Raw genomic sequence first — 26,472 nt, forward strand, 5'->3', positions numbered from 1 at the left:
TTACGCTTTTGAACGGAACCGAGTTGAACTTATCTGTTTCAAAACCTCTGCTGACGGTCGAGGGCCTCAGTGTCGAATTCGGCTCCAGTCGAGTGGTCGACGATCTCAGCTTTTCTGTCGCGCCCGGACGCACTTTGGCAGTTGTGGGTGAATCGGGTTCGGGCAAGTCGATCACGTCTCTCTCGATCATGCGGCTCGCCGACATGAGCGGCGCAAAATTTCCTGCCGGGCGCATTCTTTTCAATGGGCCTGATGGCGAACGGGACCTTCTGAAAGCCGATCAGAAAGCCATGCGCGGTATCCGCGGCAAAGACATTGCGATGATCTTTCAGGAGCCGATGACATCGCTCAATCCGGTCTTCACTATCGGCAATCAGCTTTGCGAAGTGCTGATGCTGCATGAAGGCACGTCGAAGAGCGCGTCTCTGGCCGAAAGCAAACGATTGCTGGAAATGGTGCGGTTGCCTGATGCGGAAGGGCTGCTCAAGCGCTATCCGCATCAGCTTTCAGGCGGTATGCGCCAGCGCGTAATGATTGCGATGGCACTTGCATGTCGTCCTAAGCTTCTGATCGCCGATGAGCCGACAACGGCGCTTGACGTGACCATTCAGGCGCAGATTCTGCATATTATTAAGGACTTGCAGAAAGAGCTTGAAATGGCTGTCATTTTCATCACGCACGACATGGGCGTGGTGGCAGAAATGGCCGATGATGTCGTCGTGATGTGGAAAGGCAATAAGGTCGAAGAGGGGCCGGTGGGCCGTATCTTTGAAGCACCTCAGCACCCTTACACACAGACACTTCTGTCTGCCGTTCCCAAGCTTGGCAGCATGACAGGCGAAGCCTTCCCGAAGCGCATGCCAGTCATGATGATGCGTGATGGCATTCCTGTTCTTTCTGGCGAGGAACGCATTCAGGATACGGCGAGCTATAGCGACAAGCCGCTATTGGCTGTTGACGATCTTTATGTGCGCTTTCCGATCAAGAAGAACCTTTTCGGTAAAACCACCCATGTCTGCAACGCCGTATCGAAAGTGAGTTTCGATATCTATCCCGGCGAAACGCTGGCGCTCGTTGGCGAGTCCGGTTCAGGCAAGTCGACCATTGGGCGCACGATCCAGCAGCTTCAGTCGCCGCTGGCTGGTGATATCCGTTTTAACGGAAAAGCCTATTCTCAGATGAGCTCTTCCGAGCGCTATGCAATGCGCCGTGAAGTTCAGTATATTTTTCAGGACCCGTTCGCATCTCTCGATCCGCGCAAGACAGTCGGATTTTCAATCGCCGAGCCCATCCGTACTCACGGCCTTCTCGATAACAGCAAGGCCATTAATGCACGCGTGCACGAATTGCTTGAGCGCGTAGGTCTCGGATCAGAATATGCATCGCGTTACCCGCATGAGTTCTCTGGTGGACAACGTCAGCGCATCTGTATTGCGCGTGCTCTGGCCTCGAAGCCCAAACTGATCATCGCCGACGAAGCGCTGTCCGCACTCGACGTTTCCATTCAGGCTCAGGTCATCAATCTGTTCATGGACCTGCAGAAAGAACATGGACTGGCCTATCTCTTCATCAGCCATGACATGGCTGTGGTCGAAAAAATGAGCCACCGCGTTGCTGTTCTGTATCTGGGACAAATCATGGAACTCGGTTCGCGCAGGCAGGTTTTCGAGACACCATCGCATCCTTATACGCAGCGTCTGTTGTCGGCTGTTCCTGTTGCCGATCCCTCGGTTCGGACTGAGCGCGCTGCATTGGAAGGCGAAATTCCAAGCACCACGCGTCGTATCGATGACAAGCCGACAATCTATAATCATCGCGAGGTTGCGTCCGGGCATTTCGTCGCCGAAAGCGCCTGACCAACCAAAATACTTTCGTCGCATTATCCCACGCAAACCTCTTCAAATTTTTGCCGGAAATGCTCCATCAAACCCAAAGGGGAAAAATAATGATAAAGAAAACACTGAAAGCCGCTCTGCTGGCTTCCGCTCTGTCAGCGGCTGTGTTTGCGTCTGCTCCGGCTTTCGCCGCTGGCAAACTGACCATTTCATCGCCGCAGGACCCGGGCAGCTGGGATCCTATTGATACGTTTCTCGTTAACTGGGCGTCGGTTGCCACCAATATTTTCGACGGTCTGGTTTATCGCGGTCCTGACCTGAAAATCGTACCGGGTTTGGCAACTTCATGGGAAGAGCTCGACGAAGGCAAGCGCATTCGCTTCACCTTGCGTGAAGGTGTAAAGTTTCATGATGGCGAGCCATTCAATGCAGAAGCTGTGAAATTCACCTTTGAGCGTTTGCTCGGTGATGATGGCGCGAAAGGTCCGCAGCGCTCCAACTATCTCGCAATCGAAAAGGTTGAAGTTATCGACGACAAGACTGTCGACTTCCACTTAAAGACACCTGATCCGGTCCTGATCACCAAGCTCGCCGGTTATGGCGCGATGATCGTTCCGCCGAAATATATCACCGAAAAGGGTGATGACTATTTCAATACGCATCCAGTTGGTACTGGCCCATTCAAGTTCGTTTCTTATGAGCCGAAGGTAAACATCAAGCTCGAAGCTTTCGCTGACCATTGGGGCGGCGCACCTAAGCTGTCGAAAGTTGAATATCGCTTCATCACGGAGCCATCGACTGCTGTCGCCGAACTGCAGGCTGGCCGCGTTGATCTCGTTATTCCGCCAACAATTCCAATTGGCATGATACCAACGATTGAAGGCGATCCGAAGCTGGAACTCCTAACCACCTCGGGTCCAACAGTTTACGCTCTGCGTTTCAACACTGCTGATGGTATCACCAAGGATGAACGCGTCCGCAAGGCGCTCATCATGGCTGTGGATCGCGATGCGATCATTCAGTCGATCCTCGCAGGACAGGCTGAAGCCATTGCGAGTTTCCAGGGTTCGCTTTCGTTTGGTTTTGATCCAGACATGAAGCCGCTGCCTTACGATCCGGAACAGGCAAAGAAATTGCTGGAAGAAGCAGGCGTGCAGCCGGGCGCGACAGTGCAGATTGACGTGCGTGGTCAGGATGCAAGCTTCAACGAAGTTGCACAGGCAGTCGCAAGCTTCCTGCAGATGGTTGGCATCAATGCGACCATCAAGCCTTATGACACCAACGTTCTGCTCAACGACATCATTCCGCAGGGCAAGACCGGCGCAATGTTCCAGCAGGCCTGGGGCGGCTGGACCTTCGATTACGATAACACTGCTTACTCGATGTATCATTCGGGCGAAAAGTGGAACCCGTACGATAAGGACGAAAAGCTCGACAAGATGCTGGAAGCACAGCGTTCGGTTCTCGACCGTGGCGAGCGTGAAAAGTTGCTTCAGGAAATCGCACATTACGCAGCTGACCGGGCTCTGGAAATGCCATTGTACAACCTGAAGGCAATCTTCGGCGTCAACAAGCGCGTGAAGAATTTCGTTCCCGTTCCAGACAGCCGTCTGCGTCTGACCGACGTAACTGTTGAGTAGTAACTAATACGGCAAGCCGGTTACATCGGCTTGCCGCAGCATTTTCGGAGGCGCTCTGGTGGCCGGATTTCTCATAAAACGAATTTTGCAGGCGTTGTTTGTGCTTATAGCGATGACGCTGCTTGTCGCATTTGCGATCCGCCTCACGGGCGATCCGGCACTGATGCTGACGCAAGGTGCTGGCAGCATTACTGAAGCCGATCTTGTGCGCATCCGGGAAGGGCTTGGCCTGAATCAGCCATTCTTCGTGCAGTACTGGCAGTTCCTCAAAGGTTTGTTCACGCTTGATTTCGGGCGCAGCTTCCTTGGTGGCACCCAGGTTTCAGTTCTTATCGGAAGCGCACTGCCTGCAACGCTGATGTTGGCTTTCGCCTCGCTGTTCGTTTCTATCGTGATTTCGGTACCACTTGGTATCAAGGCTGCGGTTTCGCGTGGCAAATGGGCAGATCAGCTCATCCGTATCTGCTCGCTTGTTGGCCTTTCTTTTCCAAATTTCTGGCTGGCCACCATGCTGGTGCTGTTGTTTGGCATCTATCTGCAATGGTTGCCGCCGAGCGGTATGAGCGGCATTGCAAGCTTTGTAATGCCAGCCATGACAATGGGTATCATTCTGACAGCAACCAATGTGCGTCTCGTGCGCACCTCAATGCTCGAAACCCTTCAATCGCAATACATTATGGTCGCCCGTGCCAAGGGCTTGAGCGAGAATAAAGTGCTTTACAAGCACGCGCTACGTAACTGCGCCATTCCGCTTATCACCTATATCGGACTCCAGTTCGGCGGGCTTCTCGGTGGCATCGTTGTGGTTGAACGCGTGTTCAACTGGCCCGGCATGGGTACGCTTGCATTTGAAGCCGTCGCAAGTCGCGATTATCCGGTCTTGCAGGCCACAATCGCAATTCTGTCGATGCTGATTATCGGCGTCAATCTTCTGGTAGACATTGCCTATGGCCTTGTCGATCCGCGCATTCGGACGGAGTAGAGCCCATGGCGACGAAAACGGCTTCCAAAACATCAAGCCTCATGTTTTCGCGATTTGCGAGCCTGGAGTTTGTCATCGGCTTTGCACTGACTGGTGCAATCTGTCTTGCGGTAATATTCTCTGGCTATCTCTTCCCGGCGGGTGCGAATAAAATCGATCTGATGGCGCGTCTGACACCACCATTCGTCAATCCAGCGCATATCTTCGGTACGGATCCGCTTGGGCGCGATGTGCTCGCGCGCGTAATCATCGGCGGGAAGATTTCGCTCTTCGTTGGTTTCGTTTCAGTGATTGGTTCCGTGGTCATCGGAACGATAATGGGACTGGTGGCAGGTTATTATCGCGGCTTCTGGGACATGGCGCTCATGCGCTTTGTCGATGTGCAGCTGGCGATGCCGTTCATTCTGCTTGCAATCACCTTCATGGCTATTCTCGGCGGTGGGCTGCTCAATACGATCATTCTGCTGATTGTTTCGCAATGCGTGCAATATGCCCGACTGGTGCGCGGTTCCGTACTGTCACTGCGTGAACGTGAGTTTATCCTCTCGGCGCGTGCGATTGGCGTCAAGGACTGGCGCATCATTTTCCAGCATTTGCTGCCCAATTTGCTGGGGCCAATCATCGTTCTGATGACGTTAAATGTCGCCAACAATATTCTATTGGAATCAAGCCTGACGTTCCTTGGATTTGGTATCGATTCAACCATTCCAAGCTGGGGTGGCATGCTTGCCGATGGCCGCACGTATCTCCAGACAGCATGGTGGGTAAGCCTCTTCCCCGGTCTTGCAATTCTCTTCACCGTGCTTGGTCTGAACCTTCTGGGTGACTGGCTGCGTGATAGTCTCGACCCAACCGGCAGGACATCCCGATGAACGTGATTTTCGAGAAAACCTACCCGCGTTCGATCAATGCCCTGATTGAACGCTTCGCAAAGCCGCAAATGCGCGGTGCAACGGTCGAGGCTTGGCTGTTCGATGATCAACCAAGTCGCTACGCGGCGGAAGCCCGACTTCGTGAAGCAGGGATCGATGCAAAGCTGCGCTCGGCCTATAAGCCACTTCTGCATTTCTTTCTTGAAGAAGTCGATGGCGCGGCGCTGAAAGCAGTTTCAATTCGTTATCCGCGTCATAATGCCTGCGTGGAAAACCGTTTTCTCCTCGAAACTTATCCCCTTTCGGCTCTGTTACAGCAAACTGAGGTGAGCTTTGCAGCATCAGGTAAAGACGATTTCTTTTATGAAGTCGATCTTACTTTTACCGATGGCCGCAAGGAGAGCCATAGGGTTTTCGCACCAAATCGGTTACACGAAGACTTCATCGGCGAGACACTGGTTTCTCCCACCGGATGGCTAATTGTCGAGCACGAAGGCAAGGCCGAAAGTGCGCGCTTTGAGACGTCATATGAAAAGCTGTTTCATGACACGGTCTCCACGATTGCTTCTCATGACTGGGGCAGGGGTGAACCATATTTTGACGAGCTGAACATTGCTGTTGGCCTGCCTATCACCGATCGCCGCTTACCATATGACGAAGAGGCGGTGAGCCTTACCGAAGCTCTGCACGAGGATATTTACTTCTCGCTGCTCGAGGTTTTCCAGAAAAAGTCGGGTCGTCCTGTTGGTGATCGTGGGTTGCAGCCGGGGCAGATTATTCCGGAAGTGCGCTTTCGTGATGCTGAGGCATCAGTAAAAATCGAAACGCGCCCGCTTTCAACGGCCGATGCCCTGACTGCCGAGCAGATACTGGAAACGGCTCAAGCACCGCTGTCCGCCGATCAGATCCGCCGGGAAATTGCAAAGCTTGGTGGTGAACATTTCGAGGCTAAAACCCGGTCAGGGCGCGCTGTCCGTGCAACTTTTGTTAAAGGCAGTGACGCACCGATGATGATCAGTGCTGGTCAACATGCCAATGAAACAACCGGCGTTGTCGGTGCATTGCGTGCAGCAAATCGTCTTGTTGAACGGAACGGCGCACATTTCACGATCTCGCCGCAGGAAAATCCCGACGGCTATGAGGTCCACAAGCGTCTCTGTGTGCTGCAACCACATCACATGCACCATGCGGCCCGCTACACAGCTTTGGGCGATGATCTTGAGTATCGCAGCGGCGCGGGCCTGTATGAGAAGGCTATTCGTGTAGAGGCGGAAGCTCGTACAAATGCAAAGCTGCATGTCAATCTGCATGGCTATCCATCGCATGAATGGGCGCGACCATTGTCGGGTTATGTTCCACGTTCTTTTGCGATGTGGACGCTGCCAAAAGGATTTTTCCTTATCATCCGCCATCACGCATCATGGGAAAAAGAAGCCGAGCAGCTTATGGATCATGTGACCCGGCATCTCGGCACTATCGATGGGCTTCTTGATTACAACAATGCCCAGATCAAGCTTTTCGAGCAACATGCTGGTGAGACTGGCTTTCGTATCATCAACGGGTTTCCCTGCATGGTCGGTATTGATGACCGCCATACAGTGCCGTTGACGCTGATCACCGAGTATCCGGACGAAACCATTTATGGCGACGCCTTTGTGAAAGGTCATACCGCGCAGATGGAAACCGTTCTCTCGGCTTACGATGCCTTGCAACTCTTATTGCCGACCACACCTGTTGCCTGATTAAAGCATTTCCAGCAACAGTGCGTAGTGGTTTCAACAATTCAGTTTTAACCGGAGCCGCTCTAAAGGTAATAGATGCCAATACGATTGCCGCCGATCATTTCGACGGCAATATCCATTTCATAAATATCACGCAGAATATCCGGGTGAATGATTTCTTCCGGCGATCCCTGATGAACGACCTTGCCCTTGCGCATGGCAACGATATGGTCGGAATAGCAGGATGCGAAATTGATGTCATGCAGGACAAGAACCACAGTCTTGCCTAGTTCATCCGCCGCACGCCGCAGCAATTTCATCATGGAAGCTGAATGCTTCATGTCCAGATTATTAAGCGGCTCATCCAGCAGAACATAATCTGTGTTCTGACAGAGAACCATTGCCACGAATGCGCGCTGACGCTGCCCGCCTGATAGTTCGTCCAGAAAGCGTTCGCCCAGTTCTTCAAGCCCGAGATAACCGATTGCCTGTTCAACGTGATTGAAGTCTTCGCGGGTTGGGCGGCCCTTGGAGTGCGGGTAACGGCCGAACGTCACCAGATCGCGCACGGTCAGGCGTGAATTGATCGCATTTTCCTGTCGCAGGATCGAAAGGCGTTTTGCCAGCACGTCGCCCGGCGTGGTTAAAACATCCAGCCCATCTACAGTGACACAGCCTTTATCCATTGGCAGCAGACGGCTCACCATGGAAAGCAATGTCGATTTACCAGCGCCATTCGGCCCAATGATTGAGGTTATGCCACCGGCTGGCAACTGCAGCGTTACATCATCGACCACGATTGTGTCGCTGTAGGATTTGCTGACTTTGCTAATTTCGATCAACGTGCGTTCCCCCTGACGAGAAGGATAATAAAGACGAGCCCACCGAGAAACTCGATGATGACACTCAGCGCGGTATTAAACGCGAAGACGCGTTCAAGGATGGTTTGTCCACCGACGATACAGAGGATTGCCAGCAATACGGCAATCGGCAGCACAACGCGGTGTTTTGAAGAGCCCGCGAGCATGTAAGCCAGATTGGCGACAAGCAGGCCGAAGAAAGTGATAGGTCCCACAAGTGCGGTCGAGACCGAAACCAGAATAGTCACGATCAGAAGAATACGATGCACAACGCGGCGATGATCGACGCCAAGATTTATCGCGGGATCGCGTCCGAGCGACAAAACATCAAATACGCTCAAAAATCGCATTCCATAGAGCGTTACCGCCACCACGATGATTGCGGCTAGAACCAGAATATCAGCATTGACGCTGTTGAAACTCGCAAAGAACCGATCCTGGAGGATTGCAAACTCATTTGGATCGATCATGCGTTGCATAAGGTTTGAGAGGCTTCGGAAGAACACGCCAAATATAATGCCGACAAGCATTATGAGATGGAGGCTGCGGGCTGCCCCCGAAAATAGCCACGCATAAAGCGTACTTGCGAAGACGACCATGATTGTCGTTTCAGCAAAGAAACGGGTATTCGGACCAATCCCATTGACGTGAATTGCACCAACGGCGAAGACCGCGAGGGTCTGGATCAGAATGTAAAGCGCATCAAAACCCATAATTGAGGGCGTTAGGATGCGGTTATTGGTGACTGTTTGAAACAGCACCGTCGAGACGGCAATCGAATAGGCAACGAGAACCATTGCCGCGAGCTTCGTGCCACGAAAGCTCAGGATGAACGACCAGCTTCCTTTAGCACCAAGTGTCATGAAGGCGATGCAGGAAACCAGGACGAGAATTGCGAGTAATGCAATGATGAAGCCGGGACGTTTAAGCAAGACGCGATCCCTTACGCAAAAGCAGATAGAGGAAAATAGCGCTGCCAACGACGCCCATCATCGTGCCAATCGGAATCTCATAAGGAAAGCGGATCAGGCGGCCCGCGATATCGCAGACGAGCACCAGTCCGGCACCCAGCACTGCGACCCAAGGCACAGCGCGACGCATATTGTCGCCTATAAACATGCTCACAACATTGGGCACGATCAGGCCAAGAAACGGGATCATGCCCACCGTCACGACGACAGACGCGCTGACCATCGAAACAATGATAAGGCCAAGCGTTACGACGCGGCGATAGTTGAGGCCGAGATTTGTGGTGAAATCTTCGCCCATTCCAGCGACCGTAAAACGGTCCGCAGCGACATAGGCAATGACGGTCAGGAAGAAAGAAAGCCACAAAAGTTCATAACGCCCTCGCAGGACGCCTGAAAAGTCGCCTGTCGTCCATGAATTGAGTGACTGCAGCAAATCAAACCGATAGGCAATGAATGTGGTGATCGCGCTGATGACGCCACCCAACATGATGCCCACGAGCGGCACCACAAGAACGGATCGCAGCGGAATGCTGCGCAGGATGCGTATAAAGAGAGCTGTGCCTGCAAGAGCTGTAACTGAAGCCACAAGCATCTTACCGAAAACTGGCGTCTCAGGTGCAAACAGAATTACAAGCAGGATGCCAAGGCTTGCCGATTCAACCGTACCAGCCGTGGAAGGCTCTACAAAGCGATTGCGTGTGAGCATTTGCATTATCATGCCCGCAACTGCCATCGACATTCCGGCAAGAATGATTGCGAGTGTGCGCGGGATACGACTAATGATTAGAACTTCAGTGGCGCGGTCGGTGCTGCCTGCACCGAAAAGCGTGCTGAGCGATACATCACTGACGCCGATAAACAGGCTGATGAAAGCCAGTATGACGACAATCATTATAGCTGCGGCGAGTGCCTTCACGCTTCATTCCTAAACTCTTGCCTTGTCATTAAAACGGGCCACTTCAATCAGTGGCCCGAAAAAGACTGGGTCGGTATACATCAGAGTGGTTTTGATCCGAAATGCGTTTCACACTTTTCGGGATCGTGCTTTAGTTCGCTTTATCAAAGGCTGCTGAAAGCTGCTGGATGGTGTTGTGCAACGCACCGAGGCCGCCACCGACGAGATACCAGTTCTGCGCATTGAGATAGACAACCTGGTTTTTCTTCCAGGCGGTTGTCTGACGCACGAGATCATTGTCGAGAACCTGCTTGGCGGAGTTACCTTCGCGCCCAATGGCTGCATCGCGGTCGATCACGAAAAGCCAATCTGGATTGGTTTCGAGGATGAATTCGGAGCTGATAGGCTGACCATGATTACCGATAGACAGATCAGGGGCCGCAGGTTCAACACCAAAGCTGTCGTGGATAACACCGAAACGCGAACCGGGACCGTAAGCGCTCATTTTGCCGCCTGATGTCAAAATCATCAGGCCCTTGCCTTTGCCCTTAGCCTTTTCTTTCAGCGCGGCTAGTTCAGCGTTGAGCTTTTCAACTTCTGCCTTCGCTTCTGTTTCCTTGCCGAAAATCTGGCCAAGCTTTTCGACATTGGCTTCGGTGCCGGAAATGAATTCTTTCGCTGGCACGGTCAGGTCAATCGTTGGGGCGATCTTCGCAAGTTCACCATATTTTGCAGCCGAGCGCCCGCCTACGATAATGAGGTTTGGCTCAGCGGCGTTGACGGCTTCGTAATCAGGCTCGAAAAGCGTACCGACTTTGGCGTAATCCGCACCATCATACTTCTTGAGATATTCGGGGAATGCGATGCTACCGGGAACGCCGATAATCTTGACCCCGAGACGGTCCAGATTATCAAGTGTTGCAAAATCAAACACCACGACTTTTTCAGGATTGGCCGCAACCGCTGTTTCGCCCTGCGCATGTTTGATCGTCACGTCGGCCGCATGGGCACCAGAGGCGAGGGCGGTAACAACAAGTGCTGCCCCGCAAAGACGGGAGAAGTGCTGGCTGAATTTCAGCATGGTGTTCAATCCTTTCGTCAATCTTGTGCTTTATAGTCTGGTTTTCTTCCAGTCGAAACCGGAAGGTCATGGTTCAGTTGTTTTGCGTGTCTGGAGCCTGATGCAGCAGTATGAACTTCAGACTGTCTTCGACGGCTAGCGGGATCATTGAGCCGTGGCTTTCATTGTCGAAACGACGATATGTGACATCAAAGCCGGGCAATTTCTTGAGCTCTTCCTGAATGTCGGCACCAGATGGTCCACCGCGCAACGTCTTCAACCGATCTGTTTCCTCTTGCGATTGGCCGGAGCGTTCGCCTTGTTTACCAGAGGATTCTATCAGGAGACGGAGAGGCTTTGGATCAGCCTTGAAAGCTTCCACAAACTGATCCTTATCAGCAAGAATAGCGCGATCGTTCCACCAAATTGACGGATCACCGGCGCTATAGGACTGAAAAGAATCTGTGTGATTAAATAGCGCATAGAGCGTAAAAAGACCGCCAAGCGAATGGCCAAACAGAGCTTGTTTGGTTGGATCGATAGGAAAGCGGCCCTCAATTTCCGCTTTAACCTGGTGGTCTAAAAAATCAAAAAAGGCATCGCGCCCACCGGTCTTGGGTACATTGAACTTGACCGGGATCAAATCATCGGGTGTGGGCGGTGTGAGATCGAAATAGCGAAGACGGACGATCTCATCCTTGTCTTCGGTCGGATAGCCAACGCCAACAAAAACGGCATTGAATTTCGGATTTTCTTCCATCAACCTGGCAGCAATCGGAAGCATACGATTACCGTCAGTCATATAAACGACTGGAAAGCCCTCAGCAGGCGCTTTTTCGGCCGGTGCAGCCACAAAAATCCGATAGTCGATACCATTTGCCCGCATGTCAAAAGAACCGACTTGCGGTTTCTCTGCCTGCGCGGTGGCGCTCAGAAGAATGCTTCCAATCATGAGGCAAGCCTTCAAAAGTATATTTTTTGTCTTGCTCACGAGAGCATCCATTCCATAAAAATGACGCCGGCCAAAAGCAGCCGGCGTCATAAGTAGTCTTAGAAGCGCGAGGTCATACCGAGCCAGAGACGACGGCCTTCAACAACATTGTTGAATTCGTCAACGCCGATCTTCTTATCGAAGAGATTGTAAACGGCCGCATTGAGCGTCACGTGCTCGCTGAAGTCGTAAGATCCACCAAGGTCAAACGTTGCGTAGCCCTTGTATTTGCGCGCAATTACGGTCCTTCCGTCAGCCGCGTAGACTGGCGTACCTGCAGTGCCAATACGTGCCCCTGCATTGGTTTCTTCGCCGTGGTAATTACCGGCAGCCCAGGCTTTGAGGCCATCAACCGGGGTTTCCCAGTCACCACGAAGGCTGGCCATATGCTTAGGTGTACGAGCGAGTGGCAGCCCGGCATATGTACCTGTTTTCTGCTCGGAGTCGGTATAAGTATAGTTACCCCGCAGAGTGATCGTATCGGTGACTTCCCAATCGGCAGTAAGCTCTACGCCCTGCATAACCGCATCATCAATATTGAAACTGCGCCACAAGCGGTAGTTTGGATCCTGTTCCCAACGTGCTGGAAGACCAGTTGCAGGATCGGTCACGAGTTCATTTGCGATCTTGTCTTTGAAGTCCGTATAAAAGTAAGTTGCGCCAAGGCGCAGACCGGACTGATTATCCCAGAGCACACTTGCTTCATAGCTCGTGCTCTTTTCCGGCTGCAACCCAGGTGCACCAAGAATGACACCGCAGGTGCCGGTTGGACCATAACTACATCCCGCACCACCGGTTGTGTAAGCATAGCCCGGCGCGATCGTGCGAATTTCTGGTGCACGGAAACCGGTGGAAATGCCGCCTTTGAAAGTAAGCTGTTCAGTGGCATGCCAGACAGCATAGCCACGCGGGCTCCAATGAGCGCCATAGATTTCGTGATGGTCCATACGCAGACCACCCGTTAGGGCAAAATCAGACGTCAGCCACCACTCATCTTCAGCAAAAAGTGCCCATTGCTTGACAGAAAACTCCTCATCGAGACCGGTACGATTACCCGGATTCTGATCGGTCAGGACCGACTCGATGAACTGACCGCCCGTAACCAGCGTGTGGTTGCCGTAAAGCTCGAATGGCGTCGTGAATTTTCCATCGAGAATGGAATTGCGGATATGGGGAGAACGAAGATTTTCATCATAAGTGGCGCGAGCAGCATTCCAATTGAAGTTTGTGCGCTCGGCAGTTTCCTGCATGAAAGAAAAATCTGAAGTTGTCGGTCCCCAGCGACCCGTATGACTGATCGACCAATGTGTACGATCATTCAGATTATAGGCATCTGTTCCCGATGAAGCAGTATTGCCAACTGTGGAATCGCGACGCAGCTTTGTCTTGCCCATTTCGAGCATGATGTCGTGGTCTTCATTCGGCGTGATGGTGACACGACCGGTAATATCGACATCACGCTGTTCAGGCGTGCCGCTGGTGATCTGATCTTCCTGACGCTTGAGGCCGCGCCCCCACACCTGAACACCAACAAGGTTCGGCACAAGAGGGCCTGTCAGATAATAAGAGCCTTGAAGTGAATTGCCGAATTTTGAATGTTGCTCAAGAGTCGTGTCAACGCTGATCGAGCCGCTCCACTTATCAGCGACTTTCTTGGTAATGACGTTGATAACGCCGCCCATCGCGTCTGAGCCATAAAGCGAAGACATCGGCCCGCGGATAACTTCGATACGCTCAATCGCATTGGCTGGTGGTAGGAAGCTTTGTTCAAAACCGGAATTGCCGTTGGTGCGGGCATCGCGTGTGCTCTGGCGCTTTCCGTCAACCAGAATGAGCGTATAGCTGCCCGGCAAACCGCGAATGAAGATATCACGCTCAGCCGCAGGTCCCGTAACTGCGACGCCCTGAACACCCTTCAGCGCATCGGTCAGATCACGATAAACGCCTTTTTCCAGTTCTTCACCGGGCACGACCGAAATGCTTGCGGGCGCATCTGTGATGTTCTGCTCAAACCCCGTTGCAGATACCACGATTTGGTTGAGCTTAATGCCGCCGTCAGCGTTCACTTGTTCTGCCGCTTGCACTTCTGCCTGTTTCTTTTTTGCGGCTTCTTCCTCTGCTGAGGTCGTCTGTGCGAGGGAACCCGTCCCGCTCAGAATGAGTGCAGTCGAAAGGCAGGTACCCGCAAGAAACGCTTTTGCGAAAAGCGATTTGCTGGCCAATTGCCTGTTCTGCGTACTATCGGCGCGCAATCCCCGAAACAAGCTGGTCATTAATGTCACCCTTAAAGTTGAGTTTTCTGCTCTCCTTATGTATGGCAATAAGATGACGTCAACGGTCATCTTTTATAATGATTCCAAGTTTCATAAAACGCAACTGAACGGATGAAGCAGCAATGGCTGGCAAGCGCATGAAATCACTGAATGAGGAGGGAATTGCCGAGGGCGAAAGCCTGAAACTTGGTCAGTTGCGTCTGTTGATAGCGCTTGACGCACTTCTTGTGGAAGGAAGCGTTGGTGGCGCTGCCAAGCAGATGGGGTTGAGCATGGCCGCGATGAGCCGACTGCTTGGTCAGATACGCGAGAAATTTGACGATCCGATTTTCATCCGTTCCGGACGCAACATGATTGCTACTCCCAAAGCAGAGGCTTTGCGTGGGCGTTTGCGTCGTTTGGCAAATGAAACTGAAGCGCTGATGAGCTTCAATGGCGATGACACGTCGAAAGCCCATTGCAAAGGCCGACATGGCTGGGCGCGTACAAGTGCTATCGTGGCACCGCCGCCGCTTGGTATCCGCAGAGTTGTAAAGCTTGAAAATCACCCAACACCGGAACAACTTGCAGCGCAGTTCGCCAATATTCAGGATGAAAATGATCCGTTAAGGCGACTGGCAAAATATATTGCAATTACCGGGCGAAAGGTTGGCTATACTCGTCCATTGGAAATGTATGAAGCGGAAGATGCCTTTAACACCATATTTGCCGGGGAAGCAGATCCCATGCAAATCAGTGCCTTGCTGCGGCTGATCCATTATCGTGGCGAAACAGCACCTGAGCTGGCAGGCATGACGCACGCAGCACGTAAATATTACGCGACATCAGCAAATGTTCGCTCACCTGCGCTTGATTGGCCTGCGTATCTTTCACCGAATTCTCAGCAAGCACCGTGGTTCATGCTATCGGCAATTCTTGTTGCACGAGCTGGCTATCCGGTTGCGATTCACGGCAATTGCGGTACTGGCGATCTCTCCGGCAAGCTTGAACTGGCCTCCGAAGCGCTCAATATGCCAGTTGCGAGTTCGCTCTCGCTTGCTGAAAGTGCTTTGAAAGCCCATGGAATCTGCTTCATGCCGGTTGCCGGGTTTGCGCCGCAGGTTCATGCGTTGCTCGCGCTCTATCCGCTTTTTGATTCAAGATCGTCCGTTAACAGTCTTGCGCATCTGCTCAACCCCATGGGTCTTTCGGCATCTTTCCTTGGTGTGACACAGCCTGCTTATCGCGAGTTGCATCGCGATGCCGGTGCATTGCTTGATTGCCCATCGGTTTCAGTCGTTTCGACAAGCCGTGATGTGGCCGAGCTGGTGCCACACCACGCCCATACAATTCACAGATGGTTTGGCAGTCAGAAGTCAGAACTGATGTTGCCCACCCTGTCGAAGGCCGGGACTGATAAACATGCAAGTCTCACAACATTTGAATATTGGCTTGCCGTCTGGTCTGGCGCTGCTACCGATGAACGGGCTGAGTTGACGGTGATTGCCTCAACTGCAATGGCGCTGATGACTGTGCTCGCAGCCGATAATGACAGCTATGGCCAATTCTACAAAAAGGCCGAAGAACTTTGGAAGGCTCGTCACCAACACTGAATGCCGATGTTTTTGTGATCAGTTTTTAAGCAGGCGTCGAAAACTATTCTACTTATGCCATTTGAGGAAAAAGCATTCCGCTCGCAGATGTAGAACAGCAAGTCGATGCTTTGTTTGCTGATTTCATAAGCCCTATCGTTCTGCCGTAACACATAGTACGCAGCGGGGCGATTTGATGGTCAATGCTATATTCGGTGCAACAGGCACATCCATTTTTGAATCCATGTCGCGCCTTGCTGCGGATACAGGATCGATAAATCTAGGGCAGGGGTTCCCGGAAGGTTTTGAGCCGCAGGAGCTTGTTGAAGCGGCAATCCAAGCCTTACGTGATGGTCCTCATCAGTATCCGCCGATGCTGGGGCTTCCGTCTTTGCGCAAAGCAGTGGCAGACAACGCGCGCCGTTTTCTTGGCTTGGATATAGATTGGGAAAGCGAGGTTCTTGTCACATCAGGAGCCACGGAAGCCCTGACTGATACATTTTTGGCATTGCTTGACCGGGATGATGAAGTCATCCTCTTTGAACCCGCCTATGACGCCTATGCCACGCTTATCCGCCGGGCAGGCGGCAAAGTTGTGCCGCTTCGCCTGACACCCCCTCATTGGGAACTGCCACGTGAAGCGCTGGAAAAAGCGATTACTTCCAGGACCAGGCTCATTGTCGTCAACACGCCCATGAACCCCATTGGCAAGATCTTCGATCCTGAAGAGTTGGAGTTTCTGGCGTCCCTTGCGATCAAGCATGATCTGACAATCGTTTCAGACGAAGTCTATGAACACCTGATCTTCGACGGAAGGCCGTTTCATTCACTCTTTGCCGTGCCGGGCATTCGGGATCGTGTTGTGCGGATTGGCTCTGCAGGAAAAAGCTTTTCAGTTACAGGCTGGAAGGTCGGATATGTCACGGCTTCAGCGAAACTCCTCGCTCCAATTGCCCGCGCCCATCAATACGTGACCTTTACAACGCCACCAGCCTTACAGGCCGCAGTGGCTGTCGGTCTCTCATTACCCGACAGCTATTTCATCGATTTGCGTGAGACACTTGCAACCCGCCGCGATTTGCTCGTCGGCGGATTACGCAATGCTGGCTTTGAAATCGCGGATGCTCCGGCAACTTATTTTGCGGTGGCCGATATCAGTGCGCTTGATCCAGATGGCGATGATCTCGCCTTCAGCCGCCGCCTTACGCTTGAAGCTGGGGTGACGCCGGTACCGGTTTCATCCTTTTACGGCGCGCGCGACATAAAAAGCCACGTCCGCTTCTGCTTTGCCAAGAAGCAAGCAACCCTTTCAGAAGCTGTCGACCGACTTGCTCAATGGTCAGCAAAACAAAACTGGCGCGCTGCTTCCTGAAGCATGTCTCCCAAAAGTGGGAACCGGCTTTGGGATAAAGACATGCGTAAAAACAGCGGCTTAATACGTCGCCCAAAAATCTCTTCGAGGAACATTTGCATGAAATATACCCCTTTCATTCGTGGCGCTCTATCTGCTGTCATGTTCAGCATGTTGGCAGCTTCGCCAGCGCTGGCCGAAAAAATCCGCCTCGGTGTTACTTCCGGCCCGCATGCACAGATTGCTGAAGCGATAGCTCCAATTGCTAAGGCCAAGGGCCTCGAAATCGAAATCGTCGAGTTTTCCGACGGCGCGATGATTGATCCAGCGACGAATGATGGTGATCTGGATGCAAACGGCTTTCAGCACACACCATATCTGAACCAGCAGAACAAGGATCGCGGACTTAATCTTGTAGCGGTTGGCGGCAACACTGTTCTGCTGCCGATGGCTGGTTATTCACATAAATTCAAGGCGCTGGCTGATCTGCCGGAAGGTGCACAAATTACAATCCCGAACGATCCGAGCAATGCCGGACGTGCGCTTAAGCTGCTTGAAAAGAGCGGCGTTCTCAAGCTCACCCCCGGCGTGACATTCAATGCCACCGAACTCGACATTGTTGAAAATCCGAAGAAGGTAAAAATCATTCCAATGGAAACGGCGCAGCTTGCCCGTTCACTGGAGGACGTCGACTTTTCGGTGATCACATCTCACTTCGCACTGAGCGCCGGTCTGGTTCCAAGCCGCGATGCAATCCTGATTGAAAACCAGCTGTCCGACTATTTCTGCCTCATCGCAGTTGCGGAAAAAAATAAGGATGCGCCCTGGGTTCAGACCCTGATCGAGTCTTACAAGTCGCCAGAAGTCAAAGCCTTCATCGAACAGAAGTTCGATGGCAATATCATTGCGGGATGGTGAGATGAACCTTTCGGTTCGCATAGCTGAAACAGCGCGGAACCATGCTGGTTCCGCACCGCCTATCATCGAGGTTAAGTCGCTGACCAAGACCTACGATCCAAAAGCCGGTGCGGTTTTAGACAATGTATCGTTACAGATCAGCAAGGGATCTGTTCATGGCATCATCGGGCGTTCAGGTGCTGGCAAGAGCACACTGGTGCGTTGCCTGAATGGGCTTGTGCAACCATCCAGTGGCGAGGTTTTCGTTGCGGGGCGACAGATAAACCAGCTTAAAGGACGTCAATTGCGTCAGTCCAGGCGCGATATATCTATGATATTTCAACATTTTAGTCTTCTTTCCTCACGAAGTGCTGCAGCTAATATAGCTCTTCCTATGGAGCTGGCTGGAGTTCCACGCGAAACCATCCGCAAGCGCGTCTCTGAACTGCTTGATCTGGTCGGGCTGGACGGAAAGGCCGACTCTTATCCGTCAGAATTGTCCGGGGGGCAGAAACAGCGGGTGGGCATTGCACGTGCTTTGGCATTAGAGCCAAGTGTCCTTTTATCAGACGAGGCTACATCTGCGCTTGACCCAGAAACAACTGAGCAAATTCTGGCTCTACTCAAGGATATCAACCGTCGCCTTGGCTTGAGCATCGTACTGATAACTCATGAGATGGATGTGGTGCGCCAGATAGCGGATCATGTGACTGTACTTGAGGGTGGGCGCGTGGTCGAAACGGGTTCGACATTCGATGTCTTTGCATTCCCTAAATCGGGTATCGCCCGCTCGTTCCTGTCCAGCATTGTGGCGCATGATTTACCGCCCGAGGTTGCACACAAACTCTTGCCACAAGCCGTTCCGGGGTCAAATCCGGTATTGCGGATTATCTTTTCAGGCGAGGCTGCGCATTCGCCGATCGTTGCGACACTTGTACAGCGCTTCGGTATCAACCCGAATATTCTGCATGGCCGCATCGATTACATTGGTGGAAAGCCGCTCGGCATCATGACGCTGATTGCGGAAAACGGCGAGCCTGACCTCGCTGAAGTCCTCGCATATCTTACTTCGCTCGATCTTCATGGAGAGGTGCTCGGCCATGTTGTCTGATCTGCTTTCACCTGCGCTCGTCAATCTCCTGCTAGAGTCGCTCAAGCAGACGATTATGATGGTGGCTGCTTCTGCAGTTCTTTCGACGCTGATCGGTCTGCCGCTCGGCATCGCTTTGGTTGTGACGGCTCCCGGGCAGTTTCTTGAACGACCAGTTTTCAACCGCGTTGCAGGCACAGTCATCAATCTGGCGCGCTCCACACCTTTCATCATTCTGATGGTAGCTATCATCCCGTTCACACGCCTTGTGGCGGGAACCACAGTCGGGACCTATGCAGCCGTTGTGCCGCTGACTGTTGCAATCATTCCGCTCTATGCGCGTCTCGCAGAAACAGCAATGCGTGAAGTAGATCAAAGTCTTATAGAAGCTGCTGAAAGTATGGGGGCAACACCGTTGCAGATTATTTTCAAGGTTCTTCTGCCTGAGGCTTTGCCGGGCATTATTGCAGGCCAAACCGTCACGCTTGTCAGCCTTGTTGGCTATTCGGCAATGGCTGGAACCGTCGGAGGTGGCGGTCTTGGCGATCTCGGAATTCGCTTTGGCTATCAGCGTTTTATGCCGGAAGTGATGATCGCCGTCGTTATCATTCTCGTTGCCATCGTTCAGTCCATTCAGGTCACGGGCGACTATGCCGCCCGGATCGTCAATCATCGTGTGGCGCGCAGTCGCCGTTCACGCTAAAATCAGAGGAAACATATAATGACCGTCCACACGCATCCCATCAATCTGCCATTACTGGACATATCCCGCTACAATGGCACGCCTGAACAGTGGAAGAGCTTCATCGAAGAGCTTCGCCGCACACTTCATGATCATGGGTTTTTCTACCTGACAGGCCACGGCGTGGACCCCAAACTTATCTCTGAGGTTGTAGCCACAGCCAAGCGTTTCTTCGCCTTGCCGACGGAGGAAAAGCTCAAGATCGAAATGATCAATACGTCGCATTTCCGTGGTTATAATCGAGCGGGCCTTGAACGCACCCGCGGCGAGCAGGATTGGCGCGAGCAGCTTGATATCAACACTGAAGCAGAGCCGGCCGAACTGGGTCCCGACAGTCCAGCATGGAAGCGTTTGATTGGTCCCAATCAGTGGCCAGAAGCATTGCCTGAATTGAAGCCGCTATTGCTTGCTTATCAGGCGGAGGTCACACGTGTTGGTATCGATGTGCTTAAGGCAATAGCTCAGGCGCTTGGCCAGAGCGAAGATTTCTTCGCGCAGATTTACGACCCACATCCATCCCAGCTTCTGAAGATCATCCGTTATCCGGGTCGTGACGTCGCTGAAAGCGAGCAGGGCGTCGGTGCGCATAAGGATGGTGGCTTCGTGACAGTGCTGCTTCAGGACGTTGTGCCGGGTTTGCGTGTGCAGCGCGAGGATGGCGTCTGGATTGATGCGCCGCCAGTGCCAGGGACATTTGTCATCAATACTGGCGAGCTTCTCGAGCTGGCAACCAACGGCTTCGTTAAAGCCGATGTTCATGGTGTTGTCGCACCACCTGCCGGAACAGAACGCTTTTCCGTCGCCTTCTTCCTTGGTGCGCGCTACGACGCGACAATTCCGGTCATCGATTTGCCAGAAGAACTGAAGACGAAAGAGCGTGGCGTAACAGTCGATCCGCTCAACACGCTTTTCCGCGAAGTAGGCCAGAACAACCTAAAGAGCCGCTTGCGCTCGCATCCTGATGTTGCGCGCGCCCATCATCAGGATCTGCTGGATTCCCCGGAATTTGCCAGCCTGAAACTCGGTTCGGCTTATTAAGAGCCGCTGCTTTCTGATTGGACCCGTTCCCTGACGTTCATTGCAGGATTGCATCTGAGTGATCAAGGAACAGGTCCGGGGGTACAGCCATATAGTCTGACAGGTACGCCCATTATGTAAGCTGGCAGAAATTGCACATAAAAAAAGCGCCGAAACCGGCGCTTTTCTTACTTTGATAAGACCTATCAGCCGCTGATGAGCTTCACTTCCATAAAGTCTTCGAGACCCCATTTGCCACCTTCGCGGCCGTTACCCGACTGTTTATATCCACCAAACGGGCTTCCCGGCGCGCGCGACGTACCATTAATCTGGATCATACCGGCACGGAGCTTGCGTGCTACACGCTTCGCACGTTCAGGACTACCGGTCTGGATATAAGCTGCGAGACCATAAGGTGTGTCATTGGCAACAGCGATGGCTTCCTCTTCCGTGTCGAAGGGGATCATCGCCAGCACAGGCCCGAAGATTTCTTCGCGCGCGATTGTCATCTCATTGTTCACATCAGCAAAGATCGTTGGCTTGACGAAATCGCCTTCCGAAATGCCGTCCGGGCGGCCTGTGCCGCCGACAACCAGACGGGCACCTTCATCGATGCCCTTCTGAATCAGCGCCTGAACCTTGCCAAACTGGATTGATGAGGAGAGTGGACCGATATGTTCGCCGTCCTTGGCCGGATCGTCGACGGTGGTCTTGGCCGCTGCCTTTTTGGCAAACTCGACAGCTTTCTCGTAAACTGAACGCTCAACCAGCATACGCGTTGGCGCATTGCAGGACTGCCCAGTGTTCTCAAAGCAATGGTTCACACCACGTTCGATGGCTTTTTCAAGGTCGCTGTCCGCAAACACGATGTTTGGCGATTTGCCACCGAGCTCCAGCGAAACGCGCTTGACGGTTGCAGCAGCTGCGCGCGAAACAGCTGTTCCGGCGCGGGTCGAACCGGTGAATGACATCATGTCGATATCCGGATGCTGCGACATTGCTTCGCCTACAACCGGGCCTTCACCATTAACGAGATTGAACACGCCCTTCGGTAAGCCTGCCTCATCGACAAATTCAGCAAAAAGCATGGCTGACATCGGTGCGATTTCAGAAGGCTTGAGGATGACAGTGCAACCAACTGCAATCGCAGGAATGACCTTGAGCGCGATCTGGTTCATCGGCCAGTTCCAAGGAGTAATCAGACCACAAACGCCAATAGGTTCACGCACGATGGCCTGATTGGAATGCTTTGGCGACAGAATTTCTTCAAACTCGAAATTCTCAAAAGCTGCGATAAAGGCCTTGGTATGCGATAGGCCTGCAGCTGCCTGAGATTCACGTGCGAGCTTGATCGGCGCTCCCATTTCCTTGGAAATGGCCTGAGCCATCTCTTCAAGGCGGCGCTCATAAATTTCAACGATGCGACGGATATAGCCGATGCGTTCTTCAGCAGGCGTTTCGCTCCACGATGGGAACGCCTTGCGAGCAGCTGCAACGGCAAGATCAATATCAGCGGCCGAGCCAGCAGAAATTACCGCATAAGATTTTTCGGTTGCAGGGTTGATGACCTCAATCGATTTTGCTTCAAGTGGGGAGCGCCACGCGCCGTCGATGTAGAAATCCGTCTTTTGATCCAGATTTTTCTGAAGCATGATCAAGTCCTCCATGAATACTGTCTTTGTGGGGCGAAATTCCACCCGTTTCCCTGATTTGCGCGGAGACTAACCGCCATCAATGGCTGCGTCAAAACAGAAGGTTCGATGGGAGTATCAATTTTTCTTATTCATTATCGTAAGCTTCAAATTCGACACCGAGCGTTTCCAGCCCCTCTTCAATGTAATCACCCAAGAGTGGAATGCCGAGCAGGTACTTTGCTTCGCGCCCATTGTGGCGATCACTTGCCGTAGAGAGAGCTTCATCCCACTCTTCGGCACTGAAATCACCGCGCCCGACCCATACCAGAGCCAGCAATTCGATCCTTTCGTCTTCATTCAGAGAACGAATGGCTGCCACCAGTTCTTTACGCGTGGGATTATCAAGAGATGCATCAAGTATGTCGATATCGCCGTCATCAGAGGCATTTGAGCCGGAATCTTCGTCAACTGCGGGCACCTGAACGTCATATTCACGCGCTTTGGAGATAATGAATTCGATATTCCCGATATTATTGACCAGCTCGACCATGATGTGCCTCCGTTAACGTCATTCATTACTAACCGAACGCGGGACGACAGGTCTTGTTCCGCTTTGGATTTTTACAGTGAGCGTGCAGCACCTCTGCCCGCAGCACGGCCTGAGAATATACAGCCTCCCAGGAAGGTTCCTTCCAATGCATTATACCCGTGATAGCCGCCTCCGCCAAAGCCTGCCGCTTCGCCTGCTGCATAAAGTCCGGGAACCGGCTCACCTTGTTCGTTGAGAACAGCTGCATTCAGATCAGTATGCAATCCACCAAGGGTTTTCCGGGTCAGAATATTGAGTTTGACTGCAATCAGAGGGCCGTTTGCCGGATCAAGAAAGGCGTGAAGTGGTACAGCCCGCGTCAGCCGGTCGCCAATATAAGCTCGTGCATTATGGATAGAGGTAATCTGTGCATCTTTTGAATAGCGATTGGTAACTTCACGGTCGCGCGCTTCAATCTGATTACGCATATGAGAGAGATTTAGCAGCTTTTGCCCCGCCAACTGGTTCATCCTGGCAATAAGATCTTCAAGATTGGTCGCAGTGATGAAATCCTCGCCATGATCGATGAATGCTTTGACCGGTGGCGGTGGAGTTTTGCCGAGGCGACTTTTGATCAGAAGTTTCCAGTTCTTGCCCGTAAGGTCTGGATTTTGCTCGGAGCCCGAGAGGGAAAACTCTTTACGAATGATCTTCTCGGTTAGAATAAACCATGAATAATCATGGCCCGTTGCCAGAATATGCCTGAGCGTACCCAGCGTATCAAAGCCGGGCAGACAGGGCGAGGGCAGGCGGTTGCCCTCAGCATCGAACCACATCGATGACGGTCCCGGCAGAATACGAATTCCGTGATTGGGCCAGATGGGGTTCCAGTTGCGAAGGCCTTCCGTATAGTGCCACATACGGTCGCCATTAATAACATGCCCGCCCGCTGCAACGGCGATGTCAATACCGCGACCATCCACATGGGCCGGAACGCCAAGCACCATGTTTTCAGGTGGATTGCCGAGCCTTTCGCGCGGCCATGCTTTGCGAACGCGTTCCGGATCACCGCCAATACCGCCGGATGTTACAATCACACAATTGGCTGAAAGTTCAAATTGATCGGCGACCTCACGTGATGACGATTGTCCGCGCTCAACTGAAGAGGGTACGAGAATATCACCCCGGACCCCGCTTGCCTGTCCGTTGGTCATGACGATCTCGTTCACACGGTAGCGACACTTCAATGTCAGCAAGCCATTTGAAATTGCCTCTCGCATCAGGCGCTCGAAGGGAGCAACAACACCGGGGCCAGTGCCCCACGTCACATGAAAACGCGGAACGGAATTGCCATGTCCATGAGCCTGCGCGCCTCCACGTTCTGCCCAACCTACGACAGGAAACCAACGCATACCGAGACTATGCAGCCATGAGCGCATCTCACCAGCCGCAAATTGCAGATAGGCTTCAGCGCATTGTTTGGGCCAATAATCTTCCGGGCGATCAAATTGTGCTGATCCAAGCCAGTCTTGTCGCGCCAGATCAAGGCTATCCTTTATGCCGAGACGACGCTGTTCGGGACTATCGACCATGAACAGACCACCAAGCGACCAGAATGCTTGTCCGCCGACTGAATTTTCGCCTTCCTGTTCGAGCAGAATGACTTTTCGTCCTGCGCTCGTCAGTTCATGAGCGGCAACAAGCCCAGCTAAACCTGAACCGATAATAATCGCATCCGCATTCTTCATACCCGCATCCTCCCTCGTCGGGAGAGTGGCTTATGCAAATGCTGCTGGCAAGGCCTTCTTAAACTCTGAAAAAGGGTAGCACCCAATCAGCGATCAGCTTGATCGAAAGTCCGAAAAGAGTGAGCTGTACCAACAGGAAAAACGGACCGTCAGGCATGATGCGAGTGAGTTTTGCTCCGACAAATGTCCCGATGATGGCAGCAGGCAAAAGCCACAGCCCAAGCGACCAGTCGAGATTAGAGAACTGCTGCAACTGCCAGTAAGGCACCAGCTTGACCGCATTGACTATTGCAAAAAGGATGGTCGACGTACCAGCAAAGACAAGCTTTTCAAGATGTTGCGGCAATACATACATCTGGAAAGGCGGGGCACCTGAATGCGAAACAAAGCTGGTGAGGCCAGTCAGAATGCCCCAGAACGTTCCACCGGGAATATCTGCTTTGCGCGCCTGGCGGCGATATTTAGCACCAACCCAGACGTTAAAGCAGAAGAAAAGACCAACAAGACCCACAAGCATACCGATGAACGTGCTGGAAAGATGCGAACTGAACATCCAACCCAAACCGATGCCGACAATAGCGGCAGGGGTAAGGATCGCCAGATTTCGCGCCGAAAAATGATGCCGGTAGAGATATAGGCCGAACATATCGCTGACAACATAGATCGGCAGCAGAAGAGCGGCGGCTGTAACAGGCGATATAACCAACGCCATCAGCGGGACTGAAAGTGTTCCGACCGACGGCAATCCGCCTTTCGATAACCCAACCAGAAAAGCCGCGATAACGGCAACTGTCATAAACAACGGGGTATGTTCAAGCATTCAGACAGTTACCGTTATAAAAAGAAAACAAAGGCTTATCAGCGCTTCTATCAGCTATGGGCCCATTCCCAATAAAGCGCACGTGCGCGCTTGGTGACGGCGCCATATTCCAGCTTGCGTTCATCAAAACCGATGATAGGCACAACCTTGCTCATGTTGCCGGTTGAGAAGATTTCGTCGGCTTCGCGGAAGTCCTGAACCTTAAGCGTCGTTTCATGAACGCTGACACCAGCTTCGCGCAGAAGCTTCATAACGCGCTGACGCGTGATGCCATTAAGGAATGTACCGTTTGGAACGGGCGTGAAAACTTCACCACCACGAACCATGAATACATTCGAGGTGGCTGTTTCTGCAACATTACCGAGAACATCGGTAACGAGCGCATTGTGAAAGCCTTTGGCTTTCGCTTCGCGCAACATACGGGCGTTGTTCGGATAAAGACATGCAGCCTTGGCATTGACAGGCATAACTTCAAGGTACGGGCGACGGAAAGATGTCGTTGTAACGGTGAAACCTTTTGGTTCAACCATCGGAATGGCTTCGAGGCAAAGTGCGAAGTCTGTCGATTCAGGAGCAGCTGCAACTGTGCTGGCATCTCCTTCTTCAGCCCAATACATAGGGCGGATATAGACGTCCGTGCCGGGAGCAAATTTCTTCAGGCCTTCGCGGGCCAGCGCTTCGATGTCATTGCCGCTAAGTGTAGGAGCAAGTCCGAGTGCACGGGCTGAATCGTTGGCGCGTGCCGCATGGAGATCGAGATCTGGTGTGACGCCTTCAAATAGACGAGCGCCATCGAAAACGAGCGACCCGAGCCAGGTTGCATGCGATGCGGCACCAAGTATGCGCACATCGCCTTCACGCCATTCACCCTTGTAGTAGGTCCACATTGCCCGTTTCTCAGTCATTCTCTTCGTCCTTTTAAATCTCGTTCTTCCGCATAGACCCGCGTTCAACGCTTTCGATATCAGATTAC

At 52.5% G+C, this 26,472-nt stretch carries 22 protein-coding genes; 11 read left to right on the plus strand and 11 right to left on the minus strand.

Going from position 1 to position 26,472, the window contains the following annotated elements:
• The first annotated feature begins 8 nt into the window (after positions 1-8).
• The 5 genes from CEV32_RS03770 to CEV32_RS03790 all read left to right on the plus strand — a co-directional run bounded on the left by CEV32_RS03770 (position 9) and on the right by CEV32_RS03790 (position 7,071).
• The gene (locus CEV32_RS03770) at positions 9-1,856 is read left to right on the plus strand and encodes an ABC transporter ATP-binding protein (RefSeq protein ID WP_094574295.1); all 1,848 of its coding nucleotides are present in this window, start codon (positions 9-11) and stop codon (positions 1,854-1,856) included.
• An 89-nt stretch (positions 1,857-1,945) separates the two neighbouring features.
• A complete protein-coding gene (locus CEV32_RS03775; protein ID WP_094574297.1) occupies positions 1,946-3,475 on the plus strand; it encodes an ABC transporter substrate-binding protein in 1,530 nt (509 codons plus the stop codon).
• Between the two features lie 58 nt (positions 3,476-3,533).
• On the plus strand, positions 3,534-4,457 hold the full coding sequence (locus CEV32_RS03780) for an ABC transporter permease (protein WP_094574300.1): 924 nt from the start codon (positions 3,534-3,536) through the stop codon (positions 4,455-4,457).
• Between the two features lie 5 nt (positions 4,458-4,462).
• On the plus strand, positions 4,463-5,329 hold the full coding sequence (locus tag CEV32_RS03785) for an ABC transporter permease (protein ID WP_094574302.1): 867 nt from the start codon (positions 4,463-4,465) through the stop codon (positions 5,327-5,329).
• On the plus strand, positions 5,326-7,071 hold the full coding sequence (locus CEV32_RS03790) for a M14 family metallopeptidase (protein WP_094574305.1): 1,746 nt from the start codon (positions 5,326-5,328) through the stop codon (positions 7,069-7,071). Before CEV32_RS03785 ends, CEV32_RS03790 begins: the two co-directional genes overlap by 4 nt.
• Before the next feature lie 62 nt (positions 7,072-7,133).
• On the opposite strand, the gene CEV32_RS03795 is transcribed toward CEV32_RS03790, so the two are convergent.
• The 6 genes from CEV32_RS03795 to CEV32_RS03820 all read right to left on the minus strand — a co-directional run bounded on the left by CEV32_RS03795 (position 7,134) and on the right by CEV32_RS03820 (position 14,100).
• Positions 7,134-7,892 carry an iron ABC transporter ATP-binding protein gene (locus CEV32_RS03795; protein WP_094574307.1) on the minus strand — a complete coding sequence of 253 codons (759 nt, stop codon included), beginning with the start codon at positions 7,890-7,892 and terminating at the stop codon, positions 7,134-7,136.
• Complete coding sequence (locus CEV32_RS03800) at positions 7,889-8,842, minus strand: iron chelate uptake ABC transporter family permease subunit (RefSeq protein ID WP_094574309.1); 954 nt, start codon at positions 8,840-8,842, stop codon at positions 7,889-7,891. Before CEV32_RS03800 ends, CEV32_RS03795 begins: the two co-directional genes overlap by 4 nt.
• The gene (locus tag CEV32_RS03805; RefSeq protein ID WP_094574311.1) at positions 8,835-9,797 is read right to left on the minus strand and encodes an ABC transporter permease; all 963 of its coding nucleotides are present in this window, start codon (positions 9,795-9,797) and stop codon (positions 8,835-8,837) included. Before CEV32_RS03805 ends, CEV32_RS03800 begins: the two co-directional genes overlap by 8 nt.
• 130 nt (positions 9,798-9,927) lie before the next feature.
• Positions 9,928-10,857 (minus strand): siderophore ABC transporter substrate-binding protein, encoded by a 930-nt coding sequence (locus CEV32_RS03810; protein WP_094574313.1) that lies wholly within the window; start codon positions 10,855-10,857, stop codon positions 9,928-9,930.
• A 73-nt stretch (positions 10,858-10,930) separates the two neighbouring features.
• Complete coding sequence (locus tag CEV32_RS03815) at positions 10,931-11,827, minus strand: alpha/beta hydrolase (protein WP_094574496.1); 897 nt, start codon at positions 11,825-11,827, stop codon at positions 10,931-10,933.
• 59 nt (positions 11,828-11,886) lie between these two features.
• Positions 11,887-14,100: a TonB-dependent receptor domain-containing protein gene (locus CEV32_RS03820; RefSeq protein ID WP_094574315.1), complete on the minus strand. Its 2,214-nt coding sequence runs from the start codon at positions 14,098-14,100 to the stop codon at positions 11,887-11,889.
• 122 nt (positions 14,101-14,222) lie between these two features.
• Here CEV32_RS03820 and CEV32_RS03825 point away from each other — a divergent pair, with 122 nt between their 5' ends.
• The 6 genes from CEV32_RS03825 (at position 14,223) to CEV32_RS03850 (ending at position 20,789) form a co-directional block, all read left to right on the plus strand.
• Complete coding sequence (locus CEV32_RS03825; RefSeq protein WP_094574317.1) at positions 14,223-15,692, plus strand: glycosyl transferase family protein; 1,470 nt, start codon at positions 14,223-14,225, stop codon at positions 15,690-15,692.
• A gap of 175 nt (positions 15,693-15,867) precedes the next feature.
• The gene (locus CEV32_RS03830; RefSeq protein WP_094574320.1) at positions 15,868-17,043 is read left to right on the plus strand and encodes an aminotransferase; all 1,176 of its coding nucleotides are present in this window, start codon (positions 15,868-15,870) and stop codon (positions 17,041-17,043) included.
• Between the two features lie 99 nt (positions 17,044-17,142).
• Entirely contained in the window at positions 17,143-17,940 is a 798-nt protein-coding gene (locus tag CEV32_RS03835; protein WP_094574322.1) for a MetQ/NlpA family ABC transporter substrate-binding protein, read from the plus strand.
• Between the two features lies 1 nt (position 17,941).
• The gene (locus CEV32_RS03840) at positions 17,942-19,030 is read left to right on the plus strand and encodes a methionine ABC transporter ATP-binding protein (RefSeq protein WP_094574324.1); all 1,089 of its coding nucleotides are present in this window, start codon (positions 17,942-17,944) and stop codon (positions 19,028-19,030) included.
• A complete protein-coding gene (locus CEV32_RS03845) occupies positions 19,020-19,712 on the plus strand; it encodes a methionine ABC transporter permease (protein ID WP_094574326.1) in 693 nt (230 codons plus the stop codon). The genes CEV32_RS03840 and CEV32_RS03845 overlap by 11 nt, the downstream gene beginning before the upstream one ends.
• A gap of 18 nt (positions 19,713-19,730) precedes the next feature.
• Positions 19,731-20,789, plus strand: coding sequence for an isopenicillin N synthase family dioxygenase (locus tag CEV32_RS03850; RefSeq protein WP_094574328.1), 1,059 nt, complete (start codon positions 19,731-19,733; stop codon positions 20,787-20,789).
• Between the two features lie 185 nt (positions 20,790-20,974).
• Here CEV32_RS03850 and CEV32_RS03855 read toward each other — a convergent pair whose 3' ends face one another.
• The 5 genes from CEV32_RS03855 to CEV32_RS03875 form a co-directional block, all read right to left on the minus strand.
• Positions 20,975-22,420, minus strand: a complete 1,446-nt coding sequence (locus CEV32_RS03855) for an aldehyde dehydrogenase family protein (RefSeq protein ID WP_094574330.1) — start codon at positions 22,418-22,420, stop codon at positions 20,975-20,977.
• 127 nt (positions 22,421-22,547) lie between these two features.
• Complete coding sequence (locus CEV32_RS03860; RefSeq protein ID WP_094574332.1) at positions 22,548-22,952, minus strand: DUF3775 domain-containing protein; 405 nt, start codon at positions 22,950-22,952, stop codon at positions 22,548-22,550.
• 71 nt (positions 22,953-23,023) lie between these two features.
• The gene (locus CEV32_RS03865; protein WP_094574334.1) at positions 23,024-24,679 is read right to left on the minus strand and encodes an FAD-binding dehydrogenase; all 1,656 of its coding nucleotides are present in this window, start codon (positions 24,677-24,679) and stop codon (positions 23,024-23,026) included.
• Positions 24,680-24,737: 58 nt separating this feature from the next.
• Entirely contained in the window at positions 24,738-25,499 is a 762-nt protein-coding gene (locus tag CEV32_RS03870) for a sulfite exporter TauE/SafE family protein (protein ID WP_094574336.1), read from the minus strand.
• Between the two features lie 50 nt (positions 25,500-25,549).
• On the minus strand, positions 25,550-26,404 hold the full coding sequence (locus tag CEV32_RS03875) for a branched-chain amino acid aminotransferase (protein WP_094574338.1): 855 nt from the start codon (positions 26,402-26,404) through the stop codon (positions 25,550-25,552).
• Positions 26,405-26,472: the final 68 nt, after the last annotated feature.

It is taken from the genome of Brucella rhizosphaerae, assembly GCF_002252475.1.
Taxonomy (GTDB): domain Bacteria; phylum Pseudomonadota; class Alphaproteobacteria; order Rhizobiales; family Rhizobiaceae; genus Brucella; species Brucella rhizosphaerae.